This is a genomic window from Ruegeria sp. YTSC199 (genome assembly GCF_059609725.1).
In genome coordinates, this window is record NZ_JBXWMF010000045.1 from 1 (window position 1) to 17,821 (window position 17,821).

Sequence of the window (17,821 nt, forward strand, 5' to 3'; positions counted from 1 at the left end):
TTCCGTCGTGACGCAATGAAAAAGCCGGTCGAAGTCGCCGGCATCAGCGAAAACGACATGACACCGCAGGCCGGAGCCGCCTAAGCAGGTTTTAAACCCGGGCCCAATCAGGCCCGGGTTTCATTGAGCCCTCTGGTCAGGAGGCGCAATTATCGCACAAAGGAAACATGATGCAGGCGTTAAATGCATCCCAGGCGCCCTTGTCCTGGGCGCAAGATTTGGTTCGCAAGAACGGCCACGGATTTCTGGTTTCTGTAGTCGTGGCCGTTGCGGCGCAGTTTCTGTCAGAACACTACGGTGCGCCGGCAATGCTGATGGCGCTTTTGCTTGGCATAGCGTTTCATTTTTTGGCCGAGGAGGATACCGGTAGCTGCAAGGCCGGCATCGATTTTACCGCGCGTACTGTCCTGCGTTTTGGTGTTGCGCTGTTGGGCGCACGGATCTCTGTTGAACTAATGGTTGGCCTAGGGCCGCAACTGATCGCAGTTGTCATCACGGGCGTCATTCTGACGATCCTGTTTGGGCTGCTCGGTGCGCGCTTGCTTGGACGTGGTTGGCGGTTTGGCATTTTGACCGGCGGTTCGGTTGCGATTTGTGGGGCCTCCGCTGCGATGGCGCTGTCCGCCATTTTGCCAAAGAACGAACACTCCGAGCGCAATCTGATCTTTACCGTCCTGTCGGTGACTGTCTTATCCACGGTTGCGATGATCGCCTATCCGATTCTGACTGAAACTTTTGATTTCGACGATCAGATTTCGGGCGTATTTTTGGGCGGTACAATTCACGACGTCGCGCAGGTTGTCGGCGCGGGCTTTTCGGTTTCGGACGAAGCCGGTGAAGTAGCGACGATGGTAAAACTGATCCGCGTTGCAATGTTGGCTCCGGTCGTTCTGGTGATTTCGGCGCTCGTCCGCCGTTATGCAGAGTTCAGTGAAGACGAGGGTAAGCGACCTCCGATTTTGCCTTTGTTTGTCGTGGGTTTCCTGATCTTCGCAACCCTGAACTCACTGGGGTTCATTCCTGAAGTCGTCTCCTCGGCCATGGCCAGCCTTAGTCGCTGGGCGCTACTGGTCTCGATCGCAGCGGTCGGGATGAAAACCTCGCTTAAGCGTATTCTGGATGTGGGGGGGCAGGCCATCGCACTGATCGTTGCCGAGACCGTCTTTATCGCCGTGCTGGTACTGGCGGGCGTCTATCTCGTGCATTTTTGAAGGGAACTGCCATGAAGCCGTTGGAAGAACTGCTCAGGAATGCTGCGCAATCTCAAAAGAAAATTGTCCTGTCAGAAGGGGCTGACCCCCGCATTGTCAAAGCCGCGCTAGAAGCCAGGAATAAGGGCGTTGCACGAGTAGTACTGGTGGGGGATGAAGATGTTACCTTGGGCCAACTTGCATCACTGAGCGCCCAACCAGGTGACGGAATAGAAATCGCAGATCCTGCCTCGTCAGCACATTTCGATGAACTGGCGACGTTGCTTTTTGAGTTGCGCAAGCACAAAGGAATTACGCAGGAACAGGCCTTCGTTGAAACGCGCAAGCCGCATGTTTTTGCAGCACTGATGGTGAAGAACGGGCTTGCGGACGGAACCCTTGGCGGTGCCGTGGCAACCACGGCCGAGATCGTTCGAACTGCCATTCAGGTCATCGGTGTAAAACCCGGCGAAAAGCTTGTATCCAGCTTTTTCCTTATGCTGTTCTGCGAAGGTCATCACGTCAAAAAGGGCGCGCATGTCTTTGCGGATAGCGGCCTGGTTGTCGATCCTTCGGCAGAAGAAATGGCGCAAATCGCGTTGGATTCGGCCAATAGTTTTCGGGCGCTGACGCAGGATACGCCGCGTGTTGCGATGTTGTCCTTCTCGACCCGTGGCAGCGCCAGCGGTGCAGCCGTGTCCAAAGTCGTTGAGGCCACGCAACTGGCCAAGGACGCTGCACCCGATCTTGTCATCGACGGTGAATTGCAGTTTGACGCAGCCTTCGTACCTGAGGTTGCGGCGAAAAAGGCCAAGGATTCACCGCTGGGCGGCAACGCAAACATCTTTGTCTTCCCCAACCTCGAAACTGGCAATATCGCCTACAAAATTGCGCAGCGGGTTGGAGGGGCAGTGGCAATTGGCCCAATAATGCAGGGGTTGGATAAGCCCGCCAATGATCTGTCCCGCGGATGCTCGGCCGAGGATGTTTTGCACATGATCGCCGTAACCGCAGCCCAAGCCGAAGCAAACGAAACAAAGACGCAACCGAACCCGGAGGTTTCGTGATGAACGTACATGTCATCAATCTATTTGACGAACCCGCAACCCGCAGCGAACGCCGCCTTTCCGATCTGCCTGATCGCGTTGTAGAGGGGGACCCCTTCCACAAGATCGGGATGCATTTCACCAGTCCCGACGGCGCGCTCTCCGCGGGCACTTGGAGATCTACTCCCGGGAAATGGCACGCGTTTACGGACAAGGATGAATATTGCTACATCGTTGAGGGGCATTGCGCCTTGATTCACAAAGACGGGACGCGGCAGGATTTTCGTACCGGAGACAGCTTTATGATCCCAAATGGCTTTCAAGGCTACTGGGAAGTTGTTGAGACGACGACAAAGCACTTTGTCATTCGGGATTTGTCTGAGTAACGCAAAAGGGTCCTGAAGGTGTGGAGGTTCCGATCAATTGGGTGGGACTTTCAGGGTTTCCGAGCTTTCAGCAACGCCCGTTGCTTCTGGGTTAGCCGACTCTTCACCTCGACATTCCGATAGGACCCTTATGGTAACTTCATTGGCCCCTTTATCTATGGTGGCAAGGCTTTGACGCGCCCGGGATGTTTGAGGAATGTGCAAGGCATGCCATCTTCAAACGTCAGATCCGACCGATGCTCGGGTTCAAATCCTTTGTATTTGCATCCCGGACACTAGACGACATCTAAGTTGCGCAGATGATCCGAAAGGGCCAGCTCGGAGTCAGAACATGTCCATTCAAAAGGTTTGCCGCCTTGGCCGAATAAGCTTTGTGAGGCTCGATACGAGTTCACGCTTCGGAACAGTTTGCGACAAAGCCTCCTTTGCTCTCCGTTCGGACCAAGTCCGAAACGGAAGACAAAGTACGGATTGAAGGTGGCCCAAAGAACTCGGATTTAGAATGAATATTCGTCCCCATGTGCAGCGGCGGCAGATGTTTCAACGATCACGTCGACCAAATAGTTGGAGGCGTTGAAGCTTTGCGTCGGGAACTGATCGACTACGCCCGCAGCATATACGCCATTGCTGGTTTGAACGCTGTCGGCGGGAGCTGCCAGTTGCCTGTCCGGCCCAGCCGCTTACGAAGAAGCTTCCGCTTTATGCATATTTCTGAGTCGTTCCACAGGAAACAACATAGGATGAGCACGCCTGCAGATCGACTGGTGACGAAAAGGTGCCGACCTGCCAACCGCTTTCACCAGGGTCGGACTGCACCGAGACACTGGCCAGTTTGGTACATTCTTCGGCCGACAGGTTCAGCACGCGCACATCTGCGTCAACAGCACCGCGGCAACAGCGCAGACCAGTGACATGCCCGTCAGAGGCAATTGTGAACTCCACTCCCAATTCACAGTCAGTCGGATCGAACGTAACTAACTGATCTGGTGTGTCTGTCGGTCCAAACAAAGTGGAGAGCGATGGGCCAATCTCGTCCACGACATCTGTTAATGTGATTGTGGCCACTTGCTCGACAGCCGGGTTGAACGCATCCGCGACCGAGACGATCACGTCATAAGTACTGTCGCCATTGCCATCCCAGGGTTTTCGAAATCGGGTGGCGTTGTAAAGGTCAGTGCTCCGGTGTTCGTGTCGAAAACGAACGCATTTGCGTCTGCCCCTTCGGCGATTGCAAATACAAATGTGTCCCCATCCGGAGCGCTGTTTGCAGGGGCGGCTACTTGGGGACGGGAGGTTCGGCGCCGAAGTCAACGTCCACCCAATAGTTGCTAGAGAGGTACGATTTCTGTGGGAACATCCCCGTTGAACCAACATTGCACGGCCCGTCGCTTGCGCCAACTGCGTTCGCTGGCGCAACAAGATGCCATCATCGCTGGTCTGGGGCTGTTGAAATCATTCTGAGGAACCGCGTTAGTCTTAATTGTGCCATAGGGCGCCACAAACAGCTCACTACCGGATGCGTATTCCGGTGTTGCCAGATCGACGGTCTGCCATCCGATTTCGCCTGGTTCAGAAGTTACCTTTGCGAATGTCAGCGGAAGACTGGTATCCTTCCAAAGGTTACATCCACCCAGTTGAACCTGTCCTGAAAGCTGTTGGTCGAAAAACCGGTGACCCACTATATCCGTACACGTCTGCAGCTTCGGGAGTGATCAATACTCCGAATGGTTCGATGAATTCGCTGCCGAAGAAAGCGTTTGACACGGCATAGTTGTCCAGCGTTTTGTACGAGACCTAATATTGCTGACCAGCCAGGGTGCTGACGGGCACAACAAGCGCTAGGGTTTGCCAGCCACACTTTCTAGGCGTAGATAATGAAAGGCGCTCGCAAGAATTGTTTGCGAGGAGCCCCACAAACTCGCATTGCGGACATCTGTATCATCGGCATCCGCAGCGTCTCGGTAGTGTTTTAACTCTGTCACCTGACCGACAAGACCGTCATCAGAGGCTTCAGTCTATCGCATCCTCAAATCCAACAATCTGCCTGACGATCTCACTCAACAGATTGACGCCTACGTCGATCACTACAATCACCGTTGATACCGCGAAAGCCTGCAAAACCTCGCGCCTTTTTGGGTCTACTTCGGACGGGCTAGGTTATGTTGCAACAACTAGAAAGACCATCGAAACCCGGCTCTTGCCTCACCGCAGATCCGCCGCACCGTCAATCCAACCAGACGAGCGACATCCTCTCTTATCAAACACCCTAAACTGTCTGGTTGGCGCTGACGCCTAACAGCTGTTGGTTACTCATTTTCGGAAAGTGACCATTGACGGTGCGGTCATTGCCTCTGGAGAGGTAGCAGTGCAGTTCGACCTGCGGCCTGTTCAAAGGCTGAAACAGTGTATCGTTCAGGAAATCAAGGTCAAGAACCGCGACCTTGTCGAGGCACGGCAGGTCGTGCTGCAGCTTGATCCCAAGCTGGCGGAGATCAACCGGGGTGTCGTACACGGTGTACTGACCGAACCGACGGCGCGCAAGGTTCAGCGAGAGGCTGAACGACTGAAACTGGACGAGATGCAGCCGATCGAAACCGAGATCGCGCTTGATCCGGATGCGGTGCAGGGGCAATTGCAAGGTCGGAACGAGGCCTTAAAACCTCGACGCGCCGTTTTGGAGAGCCGCAAGGTACAGCTCAGAGAGCAGATCCAACAGCAATAAGCTCAAATCGCCGGCATTTTGGCGCAACTTGATGCTATTGAGAGCCAAGTTGCCCTTGTTGATCGGGAGATAAGCAATGTCAGTACTCTGCTTGATCAGGGTCTCGTGCCCGAGAGCCGCCTGTTAGAATTGCAAGGCCGACAGACCGAATTGTTGGGCCAGATTGCGGTGCACCCGCTTGACCTGACAGGTATACGGAACGCGATTCAAGACGCAGACCTTAAGATCACCCAGGCGGACCAGGAATTCCGTGACCACGTGGTTCCCGAGCTGCACCAGATTTTTGCCGATATCGACGAGAACTGTCTGGAGTTAGCGAGGTTTGCTCAATCCTTCTGTCGTCAAGTACGGCAAAAGGTTCAAACAAATGTTCTGGCCTTCCTAAGGGGTCGTGCGCAGTGAATTCTTCACACGCGGTATCGTGCGGGGCCGGGTCAGGCCGATCGCATCCGTTGTTAGATTCCAAATCAACTCAAATGCTGTGGTTTTGAATTGTTGGTGGAAAAGACACGCCCTTCGCAAAATTTGCATTTTGTCATGCAATGTGCATTTCTCTTTCCATACTATGCTGTAAAGCTGCTTGGTCCCGAAGGTTCCTTTGATGAAGAACTCTCCAATGAACACACAGGTTGTGCCAGTGACGGTACCTGAGGCGTTGAAGGGTAAAAGGGCAGGTCTATTCTTCTTGCTGAACCAACTCGAACTTCGTAAAGATCAGGCCAAAGCAGCGGCCTCCTCGGATGTTGCGCCTATGAAGGCACCCTTTCATATGGCTTCAGAACTTGAGCCGCAGAAGCCTTTTCTTCTGACTGACGAGTTTATCTTTTCTTAATCGACTACCTGCATTTCACTGGTTTTTTGCAAGGTTCTGAACGCGCTAAGTTGTCTTGGCGATCGCTGGGAAATCGGACAGGCAGTCTAGCGGATTGTTTGAAAGAACAGATTTCGGGCGCGATTTGACCCTTTCGGGTCATGTGTGCCGCGTGCGTTTCAGGCAGGATTTCTGACAAGGGAGCTCGCACTTACGCCACGGGTTATGGATTGCATTGAACCTCATCAGGTACGCAAAAAACTCGCCTTGGGAGCCCGTCTGGAAGGAACGAAAGGGGCTGCCACCTTTTTCCGAAGTAGCGAACTCGAGGGCCAAACCCCTCATGCCCCAGTAATCGGAATGTGAAAACACTGCCGATTCCGCTGGAGCCGCCCACCGAATCTGCGAAGGAAAAGCATGCGAACCTCGTTTTGGCGTCTCGGACTTGCCTTTGGAGTATTGCCCATGAAAACCGTCGACGCATATCTGTCCATTCAAATCCCGTAGCCAGTTATTGGATGGCCGTGACGCTGGAGGATGACGGCCTGAACTTAATACCCAAGGAACGCACGGAGTTGCGGCTTCGTTTGAAAAATACTCCCCTGTTTTCCGAGATCGCCACTGTCGTCTGATTGTTATCGGTGATCGCGATGGGCTGGAGACATTTTCCGGCGCAGTACAAGACTGTCTTTTTACACCAGAAGAAGTTGTACAATGGAAGGCCGGGCATGTGTTCGATGATCCCCGCCAAACTCGGCCGCCCACCTAACGTGAGATGAAGACACCACCGCGGTGAGCGCGAGGATGTCCGAACAAATTGGCCTGAGTGGGTTCAGATTTGCGATCAGCAACACGTTCGACACCGATCGATTGAACCCCACCGCCCGTTCGGTGCAAACACATCAGCTGAGCGGGCAAGCTATCCCGGTTGTTGACCAAGAGCGCAAGTTTTGGGTTGGGTATTTGGTGACGTTCTGACCGAGCTGATAATAACTATTGAAGCCGTCGCTTTGAGCGGCAGCCCGATTGTCGATCCTGAGGGTTTTGGGGGGGTCGATCAGGTGTGCTTGCCTGTGCCAGTGTCGGGCGTGCCTTTTGGGTCATAGCGCTTGTCGTCAGGGTGAGAGCTTCAAAGTGACTGCAAAATTGAATGTCTGTCCGGGCAGGTTTTTCGGTGCTTTAGGAAAGCGTTTGGCCCGGGTAACGGCGGACATTGCAGCTTTGTCCAAAACGGCACTGCCCGACGATGCGCGCATGCGATACCCCAGCAGCCTGCCGTCGCGCGACACCTGAATGGCGACCGACACGCTCCCGCTGTCTTGAGAACCGCGAGGGTACTGTTTGTTTCGCTCGATCCGAGCCCGGATCTTTGATCCCCACACCGCCTGTAGCTGGGCGGTTCGGGTGTTTTTTCCGGTGGTCGCGTCGGCGCTGCCTTGACCCGCCTGTGCCGCCCCTCCGGTGCCAGCTGCAGTTTCTTTCTTGCGACTAGCTGACGCCTTGTTTGCTTTGATCCCCTGCTCTGGCTGTATCTCGGATTTTTTAGGTGGTTTGGGCGGTTCCGGCTTTGTCTGAGCTATCCGCTGAGGGGCCGGAGGGGGCGGAGGCGATGTGTCAATGTTGATTGGTTCATTGCGGGCTGGAGATGTCATGGCAATGGTGACGGGCGCGCGCGGTGCGCGCGAAAGATCAGGCCGAGGCGCTTTTACCGCCGCGCGCGCTGTGGATTGCGGTGGAGTAAGCAACTGCGGTGTCGTTTGAGGCGTCGTGATGGGTCGCTCCCAAGTGGCCACCATTTCTGTCACCGCGGCCGCGGCGGCCTTGATCGACACCATTTCCTCGCCACCGCTGCCCCCAGCTTGCAACCCGGTCATTGCGGGTCGCGCGAAGGCCAGAACGTGCAAAGCCAAAGCCAGGGTGACGAAGGCGCATATCTCAAGCCAACGTGTCATCGGGACGTCACGATCAATTCAATGTGCGACAGCCCGGCTGTCGTCAGGTCTTTCAGCACGCGGGCCAATACTGCGGCCTCAAGCTGTGCATCGGCACGGACCTGAATGATGGCGTTTGTTGCGTCGAGTGTCGTGATTGCGGCCAGTGCGGCAGCGTTTTCCGACCCTTCAAAGGACAGCATGCCTGTCTTGTCGATGTAAAGGACTTGCTGCGCTTCGGGTTCGGTGGACGCGCGCGCGTTCGGGGGCGTGACCTCGAAGGGTTCGGGCGTAGCCAGGTTTGACGTCATCAGAAAGAAAATGAGCAACAGGAAGACCACGTTGATCATCGGCACGATGGACTCAGTGCGTGGTCGGGCAGGGGGGGGCGAGAAATCCATCCGCTATTCCACCAGAACAACTGAGTTGAATCCGGCAGCTTGCAACATCTCGGTCACGAAGACGATGCGCTGCAAGTTGGCCCCTTCCTGTCCGCGCAAGATCAGCATGTCCGTTGGGGATTGCATCAAAGGTGTCAACGCCAGCGCAAGGTCGTCCGTGTCGCGGCCGTTCAGCGCCACCTTGTCCGGGTGGACGTCAATCAGACGTGGTGGCCCGGTATATTTCCCGCCCGAAGAGGCCAATGGCAGCGGCACCATCGCATCGACGCCAAAGCGTGAGGCCAGCATGAAGAACACCAGCAATAGAAACACCACGTCGATCATGGGTGTCAGGCTGGGTTTCCGGCGTGGTCTGCTGGGAGAGGCAAACTGCACCTGATCACTCCGCCACCAACTTTATGTTTTGCGGTTTGTCCGAGACAAACAGCCGGGTCGCGCCGTCTTCGACATCGCGCCGGATGCGGTCAATCACCGCCTCGAACCAGGTCAGTGCAGCTGAGGCCGGGATTGCAACGGCCATGCCAGCGGCAGTGGTCAGTAGTGCCTCCCAGATGCCGCCGGCCAGCAATGCCGGGTCGGCGCGGTTCCCGGACTGCTGCAAGGCCTGAAAGGCAGCGATCATGCCAAGAACCGTTCCCAGGAGGCCCAGCAATGGGGCGATGGTGGCGATCAGTTCTAAAGCCCGCAAACCAACGCCTGCCTGAGCCAATTCGCGTTTGGCAACACGCGCGGTTTCTTCGCGGGCGCGGTCCTCTGGCAAATTGCGGATCGCGCGGATCGAATTGGCGACAACGATGGATCGTACGCCGCGGCGACCCTCAACTGTTGCCATGGCTCTTTCTGTATCGCCAGTTTCGAAAAGGTCCACCGCCATACCGGCTTTGCCGCGGGACCACGCTCCAATCAAAGCCAGACGCCAGATTTTCCAAAGGATCAGGGTCAACGTGATGACGGACAGCGCCGCAATCGCCCAAATCGACGGGCCGCCGTTTCTGAGAAACTCGGTCGCTGAGGCAGATGCGTTTTGCAGGCTCTGCACCATCACCGCCGTTTCAGGTTGAGGCTGGGGCGTTTGCTCCTCCGGTACGGCCTGATCGGGTGAGGCCAGAATGTCTTCCGTGTACTGAGAGGCTGCAATCTCAGGGCCGCTTTGCGTCGGCTGGCCGTGTGTTTCGGTCGAAATTGACGCCTGAGGTCTTGGTACGGCCTGAGCTTCAGTGGTCAATTCAGGAGCCGTGTTCTGGGCAAAAGCTACAGCAGGAGCGACAACAAGGAGTGAGGCAAACAGCAGGTTCTTGGACATGACAGGCTTTGAATCCGTCTTATCAAAGGTGATCGTTATGACAGTGTCCCGTTGCGCACTGCATGAGGGTGTTTTGGGCATTGTGTGGCTTGCTGGGTCGCACTTCGAAAATCAGTACAATCGCGACTTGGCTATGGAGCATTCAGCTACAAGTTGCCTTGGCCTAGATTTCCTGACAGATTTTGTCAATAAATATCTCCGTCCAGATGCAGAAGCTCAGAATCATGGATTGTAATTCCTGACTGAAACAGTCGAATACAGCAACGGCTCAGTCAGATCCTTCGGAGTCACGCCCGGCCTCTATAACTTTCGCTCGCAGCAGGCGGGCGCCCAAGGCATGTGAAACCAAAGGATTGCAGATGAAGACTTCTCTGATGGCGACGATGTTGGCAACGGACGACGTGGCCAACGCATTTGGATGCAGGTTGAAACCCCAGTTGCGCGCGGCCATTGAGGCCGATCTGCGGTTTCCCGCGCATGCGGCTTCACCCATGCAGCAGCGCACGCCGGAAGACTTGCCTGAGAATGTGACAAAACTGGCTTCAGATCTACAGCCGCGTGAAAGGAACGCGTCATGACACTCGCGTCATTGGCCGGGATGGATGGTGGTCTTGTGCCTCTCGGAACCCTGCCGTTGGATGAATTTGAGACCGCTTTGCTCAGTGTTATACGGCATCATTTGGACGCACTGCAGAATCCCGAGTCTCAGGCCTGGCATCGGGCTTATTCCATCGCAGCAGAACAGTGGGGCGACGCAATTGGCCTACCCGCTGCGCATTTACTGGCGCGCTTTCTGAAAAATGCCACTAAAACGCGGGATGGGTCATTCGAGTATGTTGATCCGTTTAATGACAATCGAAATGATTGGATGTCCAACGACGAAGCCGCTCTGATACTGGTTTTGCATTACATGCGTCGCGACAACACGTCTGCCGCGCGCCAGGCTGTTGAAGAGCTGACTCAGGGCTGGATGAACCCGGACGTCATCCGATCCGGTCTGACTTTTGCCAACAGGTTCCCTGCAGGGAAAACGGGCCCTAAGCGCAAAGGTGAGAGACCAAAACTGCGCGTGGTTTCCTGAACGTCCAGCAGCTCTTTTTGTTTGCTGTTTCAGGCGTCGCAGCAAAGCAGGGCCGCAGAAAAGTCTGCGGCCCTTTGGTTTGCATTTATGGCAAAGCGTTAGAATGTTGCCGTCACAAACAGGTTGATGTTGCGCCCCGCCGCCGGGATTTGATCGTTCGCCCGATAGGACTTGTCCAAGATGTTGTTCAGTTCAAGCGTCAGCAATGCGTTCTCGGTCAGGTCCAGGCTGCCCCGGAAGTTCAGAGTGGTCCAGCCTGATGTCGGGTTGGAGCCGGTTGGCGTGCCGGTGTCGACAATGTTGCCGTTCTCGTCCCGCAATTTGGCGGCGCTTTCGCCGCGCACGAACACGTCCCAGGTTCCGGACAGACTGGCTGTTTGCCAATCAGAGCGCACTCCAAGCGTTCCCGTCCACTCCGGTGTTCCGCTGTCTTTGGTTTCCAGCCCGGTTGAATATTCGAATTCACGTGTGATGTTTGTCAGTACCACGTAAGGTCGAATGCCACCCCAACCAGGGTCAACCTCAGCTGCGACCTCAAAGCCCCAGCTTTTGACTCTGTCAACGTTGTCATAGGTCAGCTGTCCAGGCGCATTTGGATCGCCGGTTACTGCAATATAGTCCTTGGACCGTGTGTAGAAGATTGCAGAATCCAAGACGATAATGCCGCGGTCAATACGTGCGCCGATTTCGTAGTTGGTGGCCGTTTCCGGCTTTAGGTTTGGGTTCCCGTTGATGGTCTGGCCGCCAGCTTCGGTAGTGATGTAGAGCTCAGACAGAGAAGGATATGTATAACCTTGCGAAATATTGGCACGCAGAACCGTGTTGCTTGACAGGTTATAGACGACCCCCGCTGAACCCAGCCAACGGCTGTCGCTGTTGCTTTGCTGCGGTTGGGTGACTCCGTTTCGGACGAATTGATCTTGATCGCTGTCCACCTTGTAGTACCGCGCACCCAGCGTTGTAACAAAGTCGCCTAGTGAAACTTCATGCTGCGCGAACAAACTCGACGTACGGATTTTGGCATCCACAAAAGTGGTGCCTGTGATTGGTGGAATAGGACCCGGCAAGATCGTCGTCGTTGCCTTGTCTGTTTCAAGACTATCATCTTCGTATTCCAGCCCCACCACAGTTCTGTGCCCCGGGGCGAACTCGAAGTTCGCGGTTGCAAGAAACCCGCTCGTCGTCTGTTCGTCGTCCGAGGTGATTGCGAAACTTGGCGCAAAGGGTCCAAGGCTTATGTTGTTTTCGAATTCGCGGTCAACCTTCTGAGTGTACGCGTTGAATTTCAGCATCGACATCCAAGGAGTCAGATCCTCGCCTTCATAGAACGCGCTGTATTTTCGCAAATCACGTTTGGGCAAATCAATCTGGAAGTCGGGGTCGCCGGTATAAACATCTGTCGAGGCATTAAAATCCTGCGCGCGCAGGCCGACATAGCTTTGGCCAAAGCGGTATCCCACGAAACCTAGTACACCGTCCTCTTCGCTGCCCGAAGGTACGAGATCGCCATCGGGTGTTTCACGATCGTTCAGGTCCAGTTTGGAATAGGACAGCCGGTAGTCGAAATTGTTAACCGAGCCCGCGATACTGGCGGCAGTGCGATAGCCGTCATTGGCACCGATGTAGCCGGCTGTACCCGACACTTCCACTGGTTTGTCCGCGCCTCTTTTGGTGATGACGTTCACGACGCCGCCAATGGCGCGGTTACCAGACACAACCGATGACGGGCCGCGCACGATCTCGATCCGCTCGATATCCGTAGGAGATACCAGTAGCGGCGTACCATAGCGGTTGTGATCTGAAAGGCGCTGCCCGTCCAGCAGGATGGCGACACGCTGCGATTCCTCACCGCGAATCCGAATGCGGTCCAGATCGCTCGCGGTGACCTGCACGCCGGGGACATCCGACAAAAGATTGGCGACCGAGGTAGGTGCGACCTCGCGAATTTCACCGGAATCGACGACCGTGACAGAGCCCGGGCTTGTGAACACCTCCGTCGGGATGCCGGTGCCGGTGACGATGATGTCGCCCAGTTCTATGACGTTTTCTTCCTGTTCCTGCGCGCCTGTCGGCCCGGCTGCCAGAAATGCGCTGGTCAAAGCGATTGTTGCGGTTGAACGCATAAGCGTCGAGTACATATAAACCCCCGGTATTGTGTACGTGCGGTGAGTGGCGCACTCGCCCCGGATCGGGCGAATTTCCACCAATACCTTGCTAAATGCTGGGTGTTTCTGTGCGGCAGTCTTGCGGATTTACCGAACGACGCAGTGTTTAAAGAAGGTGGCTTGCAAATACCATAGTAATTTTGTCAGAATACACTCGCGTGCTCTTGATGCCACAGGTTTAACCGCGTAGGTCAGGGGCCGATACAGCTATACTCAGTGCATAGCCCGGTCTTTGGATCTCAGCCAACTGCGCTTCTGACACCGATCTGGAGACACAAATGGCGCAACCATGCCCTTCCGAAATCCGTGCCGCCTGGCTTGAACACCCAAAGAAGCGGGAACGCGATCTGGCTGATCAATTGGGCATTTCCGAAGCCCAACTTATCGCGGCCCATGTTGGTGACAACGTGGTCCGCATCAGCGCGGATATGGATCAGCTGATGCCTTTGGTGAGCCATCTGGGTGAGGTCATGGCCCTGACCCGAAATGAAAGCTGCGTGATCGAGAAAGTCGGTATCTTTGACGGGTATCGCGGCGGTCCCCATGCGGCGCTTGTGGTCAATCACGAGATTGACCTGCGCATGTTCCCCAGGCACTGGCTTCACGCTTTTGCCGTATCAAAGCAACTGGATGACGGAGGCGAACGGCATTCGCTTCAGATTTTCGATGCAGCCGGTGATGCGGTGCACAAGATTTTCCTGCGTGACAACTCGGTGACCGAGGAATGGGATCGGATCGTTGAAGAGTTAAAGGTGGCGGATCAGTCTGATGTGCTGACCGTTGAGCCGCGCGCGGTGGTTGAAGGGGCCAAGGTCGATCCCACCAAAATAGACCGGCTGCACGCGGGATGGGATGAGATCACAGATACGCATCAGTTCCTTCAAATGGTGCGGAAACTCAAACTTAACCGATTGGGTGCTTATCGAATGGCAGGGGCGCCCTATGTCCGGCCTCTGGCGACTACGGCGGTAGACACAGTGCTGCACAAGGCGGCTGAGATCGGGGTGCCGATCATGGTCTTTGTCGGCAATCAGGGCTGTATTGAGATACACACCGGTGCCATCCAAGAAGTCAAACAGATAGGTCCCTGGCTGAATGTGCTGGACCCCGGCTTTAACCTTCATCTGCGTTCCGATCATATCGCAGAGGTGTGGCAGGCGACCAAAGCGACCAAACGGGGCGACGCGATTTCGGTCGAGGCGTTTGATGCGAACGGCGCACTGATCCTGCAACTATTCGGCGTTCTGGCTGAGCCCGAAGCCGCCGCGAAGTGGAATGAGCTGGTTTTGTCGCTTGAGGGAAAACCCGAGGAGGTCTTCGCATGATCAATTCAATTTCGAAAGTCGGAGCCCTCGCCGGGGCACTGTCGCTAGCGGCAACCCTTCTGAGCGCGGACCCGGCGCAGCGGATCGTGTCCGCAGGGGGCTCGATCACCGAAATCATCTATGCGTTGGGTCAGGAAGATCGGCTTGTGGCAAGGGACAGTACTTCGAACCACCCTCCGCAAGTGTCTGATCTGCCCAATGTCGGCTATGTGCGCCGCCTTTCGGCTGAAGGATTGTTGTCAGTCAGCCCCGACATGATCCTTGCAGAGGAAGGGGCGGGGCCTCCGGAGACGCTGGATGTTCTGGCTGAAACGCAGATTCCCTTCGTGACGATCCCGATGGGGCATGATCGCGCGGCCGTGATTGCCAAGATCCGGGCGGTGGCCGAAGCCTTGGACGTACCTGAACAGGGTGAGGCTCTGGTTGCACAGGTGGGCGGTGCAATTGACGCAGCCACCGACCACCTCGAACTGGGGGACAAGCGCGTTCTGTTCGTTATGACCATGCAGGGTGGACGCGTCCTTGCCGCCGGGCAGGACACGGCAGCGCAGGGGATCATCGAAATGGCCGGAGCGACCAATGCGGTGCAGGGCTTTGAGGGCTACAAACCACTGGGCGATGAAGCGATCATAACGGCAGCCCCCGATGCTATTTTGATGATGGAGGCGGGTCGCGGTGTCTCGGGCACGGATGAAGATGTCCTGTCTCATCCCGCCATAGCTGCGACGCCTGCGGGTCAGAACCAAACCCTGATCCGCATGGACGGGATGCTGTTGCTGGGCTTTTCGGTCCGCACCGGTCAGGCCGTGACCGAGCTGGCGACCGAATTGAATGACGGCAATGGTTGACCACACGATTGGTGGCGTCGCTGTTGAGGGCGATCGCAGCGACGCCGCGCGACGGTTAACTTGGGCGTTAGTGATTGTGCTGTGTGCCGCCGCCCTTGTCGGTCTGGCAACCGGTTCTGCGGGCACGTCACTCTGGCAAGCATTGTCCGACATGGTGCAGGTGCGTGAAATGTCTCTGCGCGACCGTGTTGTCCTTTGGGATATCCGCGCGCCGCGTGTGCTCATGGGCTGCCTTGTCGGTGCAGGCCTGGCGGTTTCAGGTGCAATATTGCAGGGGCTGTTTCGCAACCCATTGGCCGACCCCGGCATTGTCGGTGTCAGCGCCGGCGCCAGTTTAGGTGCCGTGAGCGCCATCGTTCTGGGCGGCACGCTGAGTTTTGCCGCCGCGTTCGCAATCTGGCTGGTTCCTGCCGCAGCTTTCATCGGAGCCTGGGTCACCACCATCCTGCTTTACCGTGTGGCAACGCGGCGCGGGCGGACCTCGGTTGCCACGATGCTGCTGGCGGGGATTGCTCTTACAGCCTTGGCCATGGCACTAACAGGTATCCTTGTTTACATGGCCGATGACGCACAGCTGCGCGACTTTACCTTCTGGTCGATGGGGTCATTGGCGGGCAGTAGCTGGAGCAAAATCAGCGTCGCTGGACCACTGATCGTTTTACCGCTGCTGCTGTCCCCCTTTCTGGCGCAGGGTCTGAACGCCTTGTCACTTGGCGAAGCCGCAGCGGGGCATATCGGTATTCGCGTCCAGCGCCTGAAAACCTGCGCCGTTTTGATTGTCGCTGCGGCGACAGGCGCATCCGTCGCCGTTAGTGGCGGGATCGGTTTCGTCGGCATTGTGGTTCCGCACTTGCTGCGATTGGCATCCGGGCCGGATCATCGCTATCTGCTGATAAATTCCGCATTACTAGGCGCGGCTCTGCTGTTACTGGCCGATCTGATCAGCCGAGTGATCATTGCACCGTCCGAGCTGCCCATTGGTATTGTCACCGCCGTGATCGGAGCCCCGTTCTTTTTGTGGATTCTCCTTCGTCAACGCGGAATCGTGGATCTTTGAACCATGTTGAATGTCTCGCGTCTGTCCTTGAAACACGGTCGTCGGACCATCCTAAGCAATGTCTCTTTTTCTGCGGATGCAGGTCAGGTCACTGCTGTGGTCGGTCCGTCGGGCGTGGGCAAGTCCAGTTTGATGGCGGCACTGACTGGCGACCTGGCCTTTGACGGAACGATTACTCTGAACGGAACAGATATCACCCAAGCCTCTGTCGCCGAGCTGTCCGACATGCGCGCGGTATTGCCTCAATCCACGCCGATGAGTTTTCCCTTCACGGTGCTTGAGGTCGTACGCATGGGCAGAATGCGGCGCGTGGAAGACGATCGGATCGCGCTGGAAGCCCTGACCCGCGTCGGTTTGCGCGGGTTCGAAGGCCGGTTCTATCAGGAATTGTCAGGGGGGGAACAACAACGGGTTCAACTCGCCCGCGTTCTGGTACAGGTGTGGGAGCCGCTCGGTTCGGGCGAGGCCCGATGGCTGTTTCTGGATGAGCCGGTTTCTAGCTTGGATATCGGGCACCAGTTGCAGGTCATGCAGATCATTCAGGAGTTCGCAGCCACTGGGGGCGGGGTGGTGATGGTAATGCACGACCTGAACCTGACAGCCATGTGCGCCGACAGCGTCCTGCTATTGTCCGAAGGTGAGATTTTGCATCACGGCGCGCCGCAGGAAAGCCTGCGGAGCGATCTGCTGAGCCGGGCGTATGGGTGTCATATCGCCGTCAATCGCGTCCCTGACACGGGCGTCTTTCTTCTGCCGCAGGTCGCTGGTGGACTGGACTGACCTCAGTGTTCCGACGCGTCGACGATCAAATCTGAATCCACCGCCCGTCAACCAGTTCGGTGGGGTGCCGGAAAGATAACCTATCCTCACTAGACCCGGCTTTCGACCGTCAAATTGACAAAAAACAGTTTAGGTTTTTACGCCAGAGCGTGAACTGGAACTTTTGTGCCCAACAGCCAGATTGCGTCTGAGAAGGCTGCCCGGTTCCCGCTGGAACCAGAGGGGTGAGGGCGCTTTACCGGCCCGGTTGACGGTGGCGTTCCCCAGACCGAGCGTTTGTCGCCATTGCCGATGAATCCAGCCTTACCGCCCTCGCAAGGATCCTCGAAACACCGTCGCGCCATGCCCTTGTTCGGGTCGTTCTGCTGGCGGATCAGGGCAGTGAATGCGCATGCCCATTGCCGCTGCCCGACGTTGTTTCAATCACATGGCTCAATTGCATTTACGGTGTTGATTAGACCACATGGCACTGGCTGCCCATGAACAGCACCCTGAACATTCCCTGTGGTTCACAAACGAACGATAAGAAGTCCTGCGCCTGCGTTCGGCCTGCAAGGACCGGAACGGCGATCTGTCTCTGGTACACAGCCTCTTACTGAAGTCGCTCCTGTTCATGCAGATAGCGTCTGCTGCAGAAATGGGGCTTGGCGGGCTATTACTCGAAGACTATCTGCACACTTATCATGTTCACTCACCTAGGGTCAGGATTCCTAGCCAATAAATGACGGTTGTTGCGAGTGCGATTGCGGACAGGAAGACTTTAGGACAGCGATCA

Annotated in this window: 18 protein-coding genes; 12 read left to right on the forward strand and 6 right to left on the reverse strand. The window is 56.1% G+C overall.

What is annotated here, in order from left to right; translation table 11 throughout:
- Positions 1–170 precede the first annotated feature (170 nt).
- From AC2FEE_RS24590 to AC2FEE_RS24600, 3 genes are read left to right on the forward strand one after another with little or no spacing between them, the layout of a single operon-like run.
- Positions 171–1,211 (forward strand): YeiH family protein, encoded by a 1,041-nt coding sequence (locus AC2FEE_RS24590; RefSeq protein WP_496868060.1) that lies wholly within the window; start codon positions 171–173, stop codon positions 1,209–1,211.
- 11 nt (positions 1,212–1,222) lie between these two features.
- Complete coding sequence (gene pta / locus AC2FEE_RS24595; RefSeq protein WP_496868061.1) at positions 1,223–2,257, forward strand: phosphate acetyltransferase; 1,035 nt, start codon at positions 1,223–1,225, stop codon at positions 2,255–2,257.
- Positions 2,257–2,622 (forward strand): cupin domain-containing protein, encoded by a 366-nt coding sequence (locus AC2FEE_RS24600; RefSeq protein WP_496868062.1) that lies wholly within the window; start codon positions 2,257–2,259, stop codon positions 2,620–2,622. Before pta ends, AC2FEE_RS24600 begins: the two co-directional genes overlap by 1 nt.
- 699 nt (positions 2,623–3,321) lie before the next feature.
- Here AC2FEE_RS24600 and AC2FEE_RS24605 read toward each other — a convergent pair.
- A complete protein-coding gene (locus AC2FEE_RS24605; protein ID WP_496868063.1) occupies positions 3,322–3,732 on the reverse strand; it encodes a DUF4082 domain-containing protein in 411 nt (136 codons plus the stop codon).
- Between the two features lie 1,213 nt (positions 3,733–4,945).
- Between AC2FEE_RS24605 and AC2FEE_RS24610 the strand changes: the two genes are divergently transcribed.
- From AC2FEE_RS24610 to AC2FEE_RS24620, 3 genes are all read left to right on the forward strand, one after another.
- A complete protein-coding gene (locus AC2FEE_RS24610) occupies positions 4,946–5,344 on the forward strand; it encodes a hypothetical protein (protein WP_496868064.1) in 399 nt (132 codons plus the stop codon).
- A gap of 6 nt (positions 5,345–5,350) precedes the next feature.
- On the forward strand, positions 5,351–5,746 hold the full coding sequence (locus AC2FEE_RS24615; RefSeq protein ID WP_496868077.1) for a hypothetical protein: 396 nt from the start codon (positions 5,351–5,353) through the stop codon (positions 5,744–5,746).
- A 214-nt stretch (positions 5,747–5,960) separates the two neighbouring features.
- Positions 5,961–6,176, forward strand: coding sequence for a hypothetical protein (locus tag AC2FEE_RS24620; protein ID WP_496868065.1), 216 nt, complete (start codon positions 5,961–5,963; stop codon positions 6,174–6,176).
- A 1,094-nt stretch (positions 6,177–7,270) separates the two neighbouring features.
- Here the strand turns inward: AC2FEE_RS24620 and AC2FEE_RS24625 are convergent.
- Genes AC2FEE_RS24625 through AC2FEE_RS24640 form a run of 4 tightly spaced genes read right to left on the reverse strand, consistent with a single transcriptional unit; the run spans position 7,271 to position 9,790 of the window.
- A complete protein-coding gene (locus AC2FEE_RS24625; RefSeq protein WP_496868066.1) occupies positions 7,271–8,107 on the reverse strand; it encodes an energy transducer TonB in 837 nt (278 codons plus the stop codon).
- Entirely contained in the window at positions 8,104–8,487 is a 384-nt protein-coding gene (locus AC2FEE_RS24630; RefSeq protein WP_496868067.1) for an ExbD/TolR family protein, read from the reverse strand. Before AC2FEE_RS24630 ends, AC2FEE_RS24625 begins: the two co-directional genes overlap by 4 nt.
- A 3-nt stretch (positions 8,488–8,490) precedes the next feature.
- Positions 8,491–8,862, reverse strand: a complete 372-nt coding sequence (locus AC2FEE_RS24635) for an ExbD/TolR family protein (protein ID WP_496868068.1) — start codon at positions 8,860–8,862, stop codon at positions 8,491–8,493.
- 4 nt (positions 8,863–8,866) lie between these two features.
- Entirely contained in the window at positions 8,867–9,790 is a 924-nt protein-coding gene (locus AC2FEE_RS24640; protein ID WP_496868069.1) for a MotA/TolQ/ExbB proton channel family protein, read from the reverse strand.
- A 359-nt stretch (positions 9,791–10,149) separates the two neighbouring features.
- Here AC2FEE_RS24640 and AC2FEE_RS24645 point away from each other — a divergent pair, with 359 nt between their 5' ends.
- Together AC2FEE_RS24645 and AC2FEE_RS24650 are read left to right on the forward strand one after the other, a co-directional pair.
- Positions 10,150–10,368 carry a hypothetical protein gene (locus tag AC2FEE_RS24645; protein WP_496868070.1) on the forward strand — a complete coding sequence of 73 codons (219 nt, stop codon included), beginning with the start codon at positions 10,150–10,152 and terminating at the stop codon, positions 10,366–10,368.
- Positions 10,365–10,871 carry a hypothetical protein gene (locus tag AC2FEE_RS24650; RefSeq protein ID WP_496868071.1) on the forward strand — a complete coding sequence of 169 codons (507 nt, stop codon included), beginning with the start codon at positions 10,365–10,367 and terminating at the stop codon, positions 10,869–10,871. Before AC2FEE_RS24645 ends, AC2FEE_RS24650 begins: the two co-directional genes overlap by 4 nt.
- A gap of 98 nt (positions 10,872–10,969) precedes the next feature.
- On the opposite strand, the gene AC2FEE_RS24655 is transcribed toward AC2FEE_RS24650, so the two are convergent.
- Entirely contained in the window at positions 10,970–13,009 is a 2,040-nt protein-coding gene (locus AC2FEE_RS24655) for a TonB-dependent receptor (protein WP_496868072.1), read from the reverse strand.
- A gap of 305 nt (positions 13,010–13,314) precedes the next feature.
- On the opposite strand from AC2FEE_RS24655, the gene AC2FEE_RS24660 reads away from it, so the two are divergent.
- From AC2FEE_RS24660 to AC2FEE_RS24675, 4 genes are read left to right on the forward strand one after another with little or no spacing between them, the layout of a single operon-like run.
- Positions 13,315–14,361, forward strand: a complete 1,047-nt coding sequence (locus AC2FEE_RS24660) for a hemin-degrading factor (RefSeq protein ID WP_496868073.1) — start codon at positions 13,315–13,317, stop codon at positions 14,359–14,361.
- Positions 14,358–15,209 (forward strand): heme/hemin ABC transporter substrate-binding protein, encoded by an 852-nt coding sequence (locus AC2FEE_RS24665; RefSeq protein ID WP_496868074.1) that lies wholly within the window; start codon positions 14,358–14,360, stop codon positions 15,207–15,209. Before AC2FEE_RS24660 ends, AC2FEE_RS24665 begins: the two co-directional genes overlap by 4 nt.
- Positions 15,193–16,266: a FecCD family ABC transporter permease gene (locus AC2FEE_RS24670; RefSeq protein ID WP_496868075.1), complete on the forward strand. Its 1,074-nt coding sequence runs from the start codon at positions 15,193–15,195 to the stop codon at positions 16,264–16,266. Before AC2FEE_RS24665 ends, AC2FEE_RS24670 begins: the two co-directional genes overlap by 17 nt.
- 3 nt (positions 16,267–16,269) lie before the next feature.
- Positions 16,270–17,046: a heme ABC transporter ATP-binding protein gene (locus AC2FEE_RS24675; RefSeq protein ID WP_496868076.1), complete on the forward strand. Its 777-nt coding sequence runs from the start codon at positions 16,270–16,272 to the stop codon at positions 17,044–17,046.
- Positions 17,047–17,821: the final 775 nt, after the last annotated feature.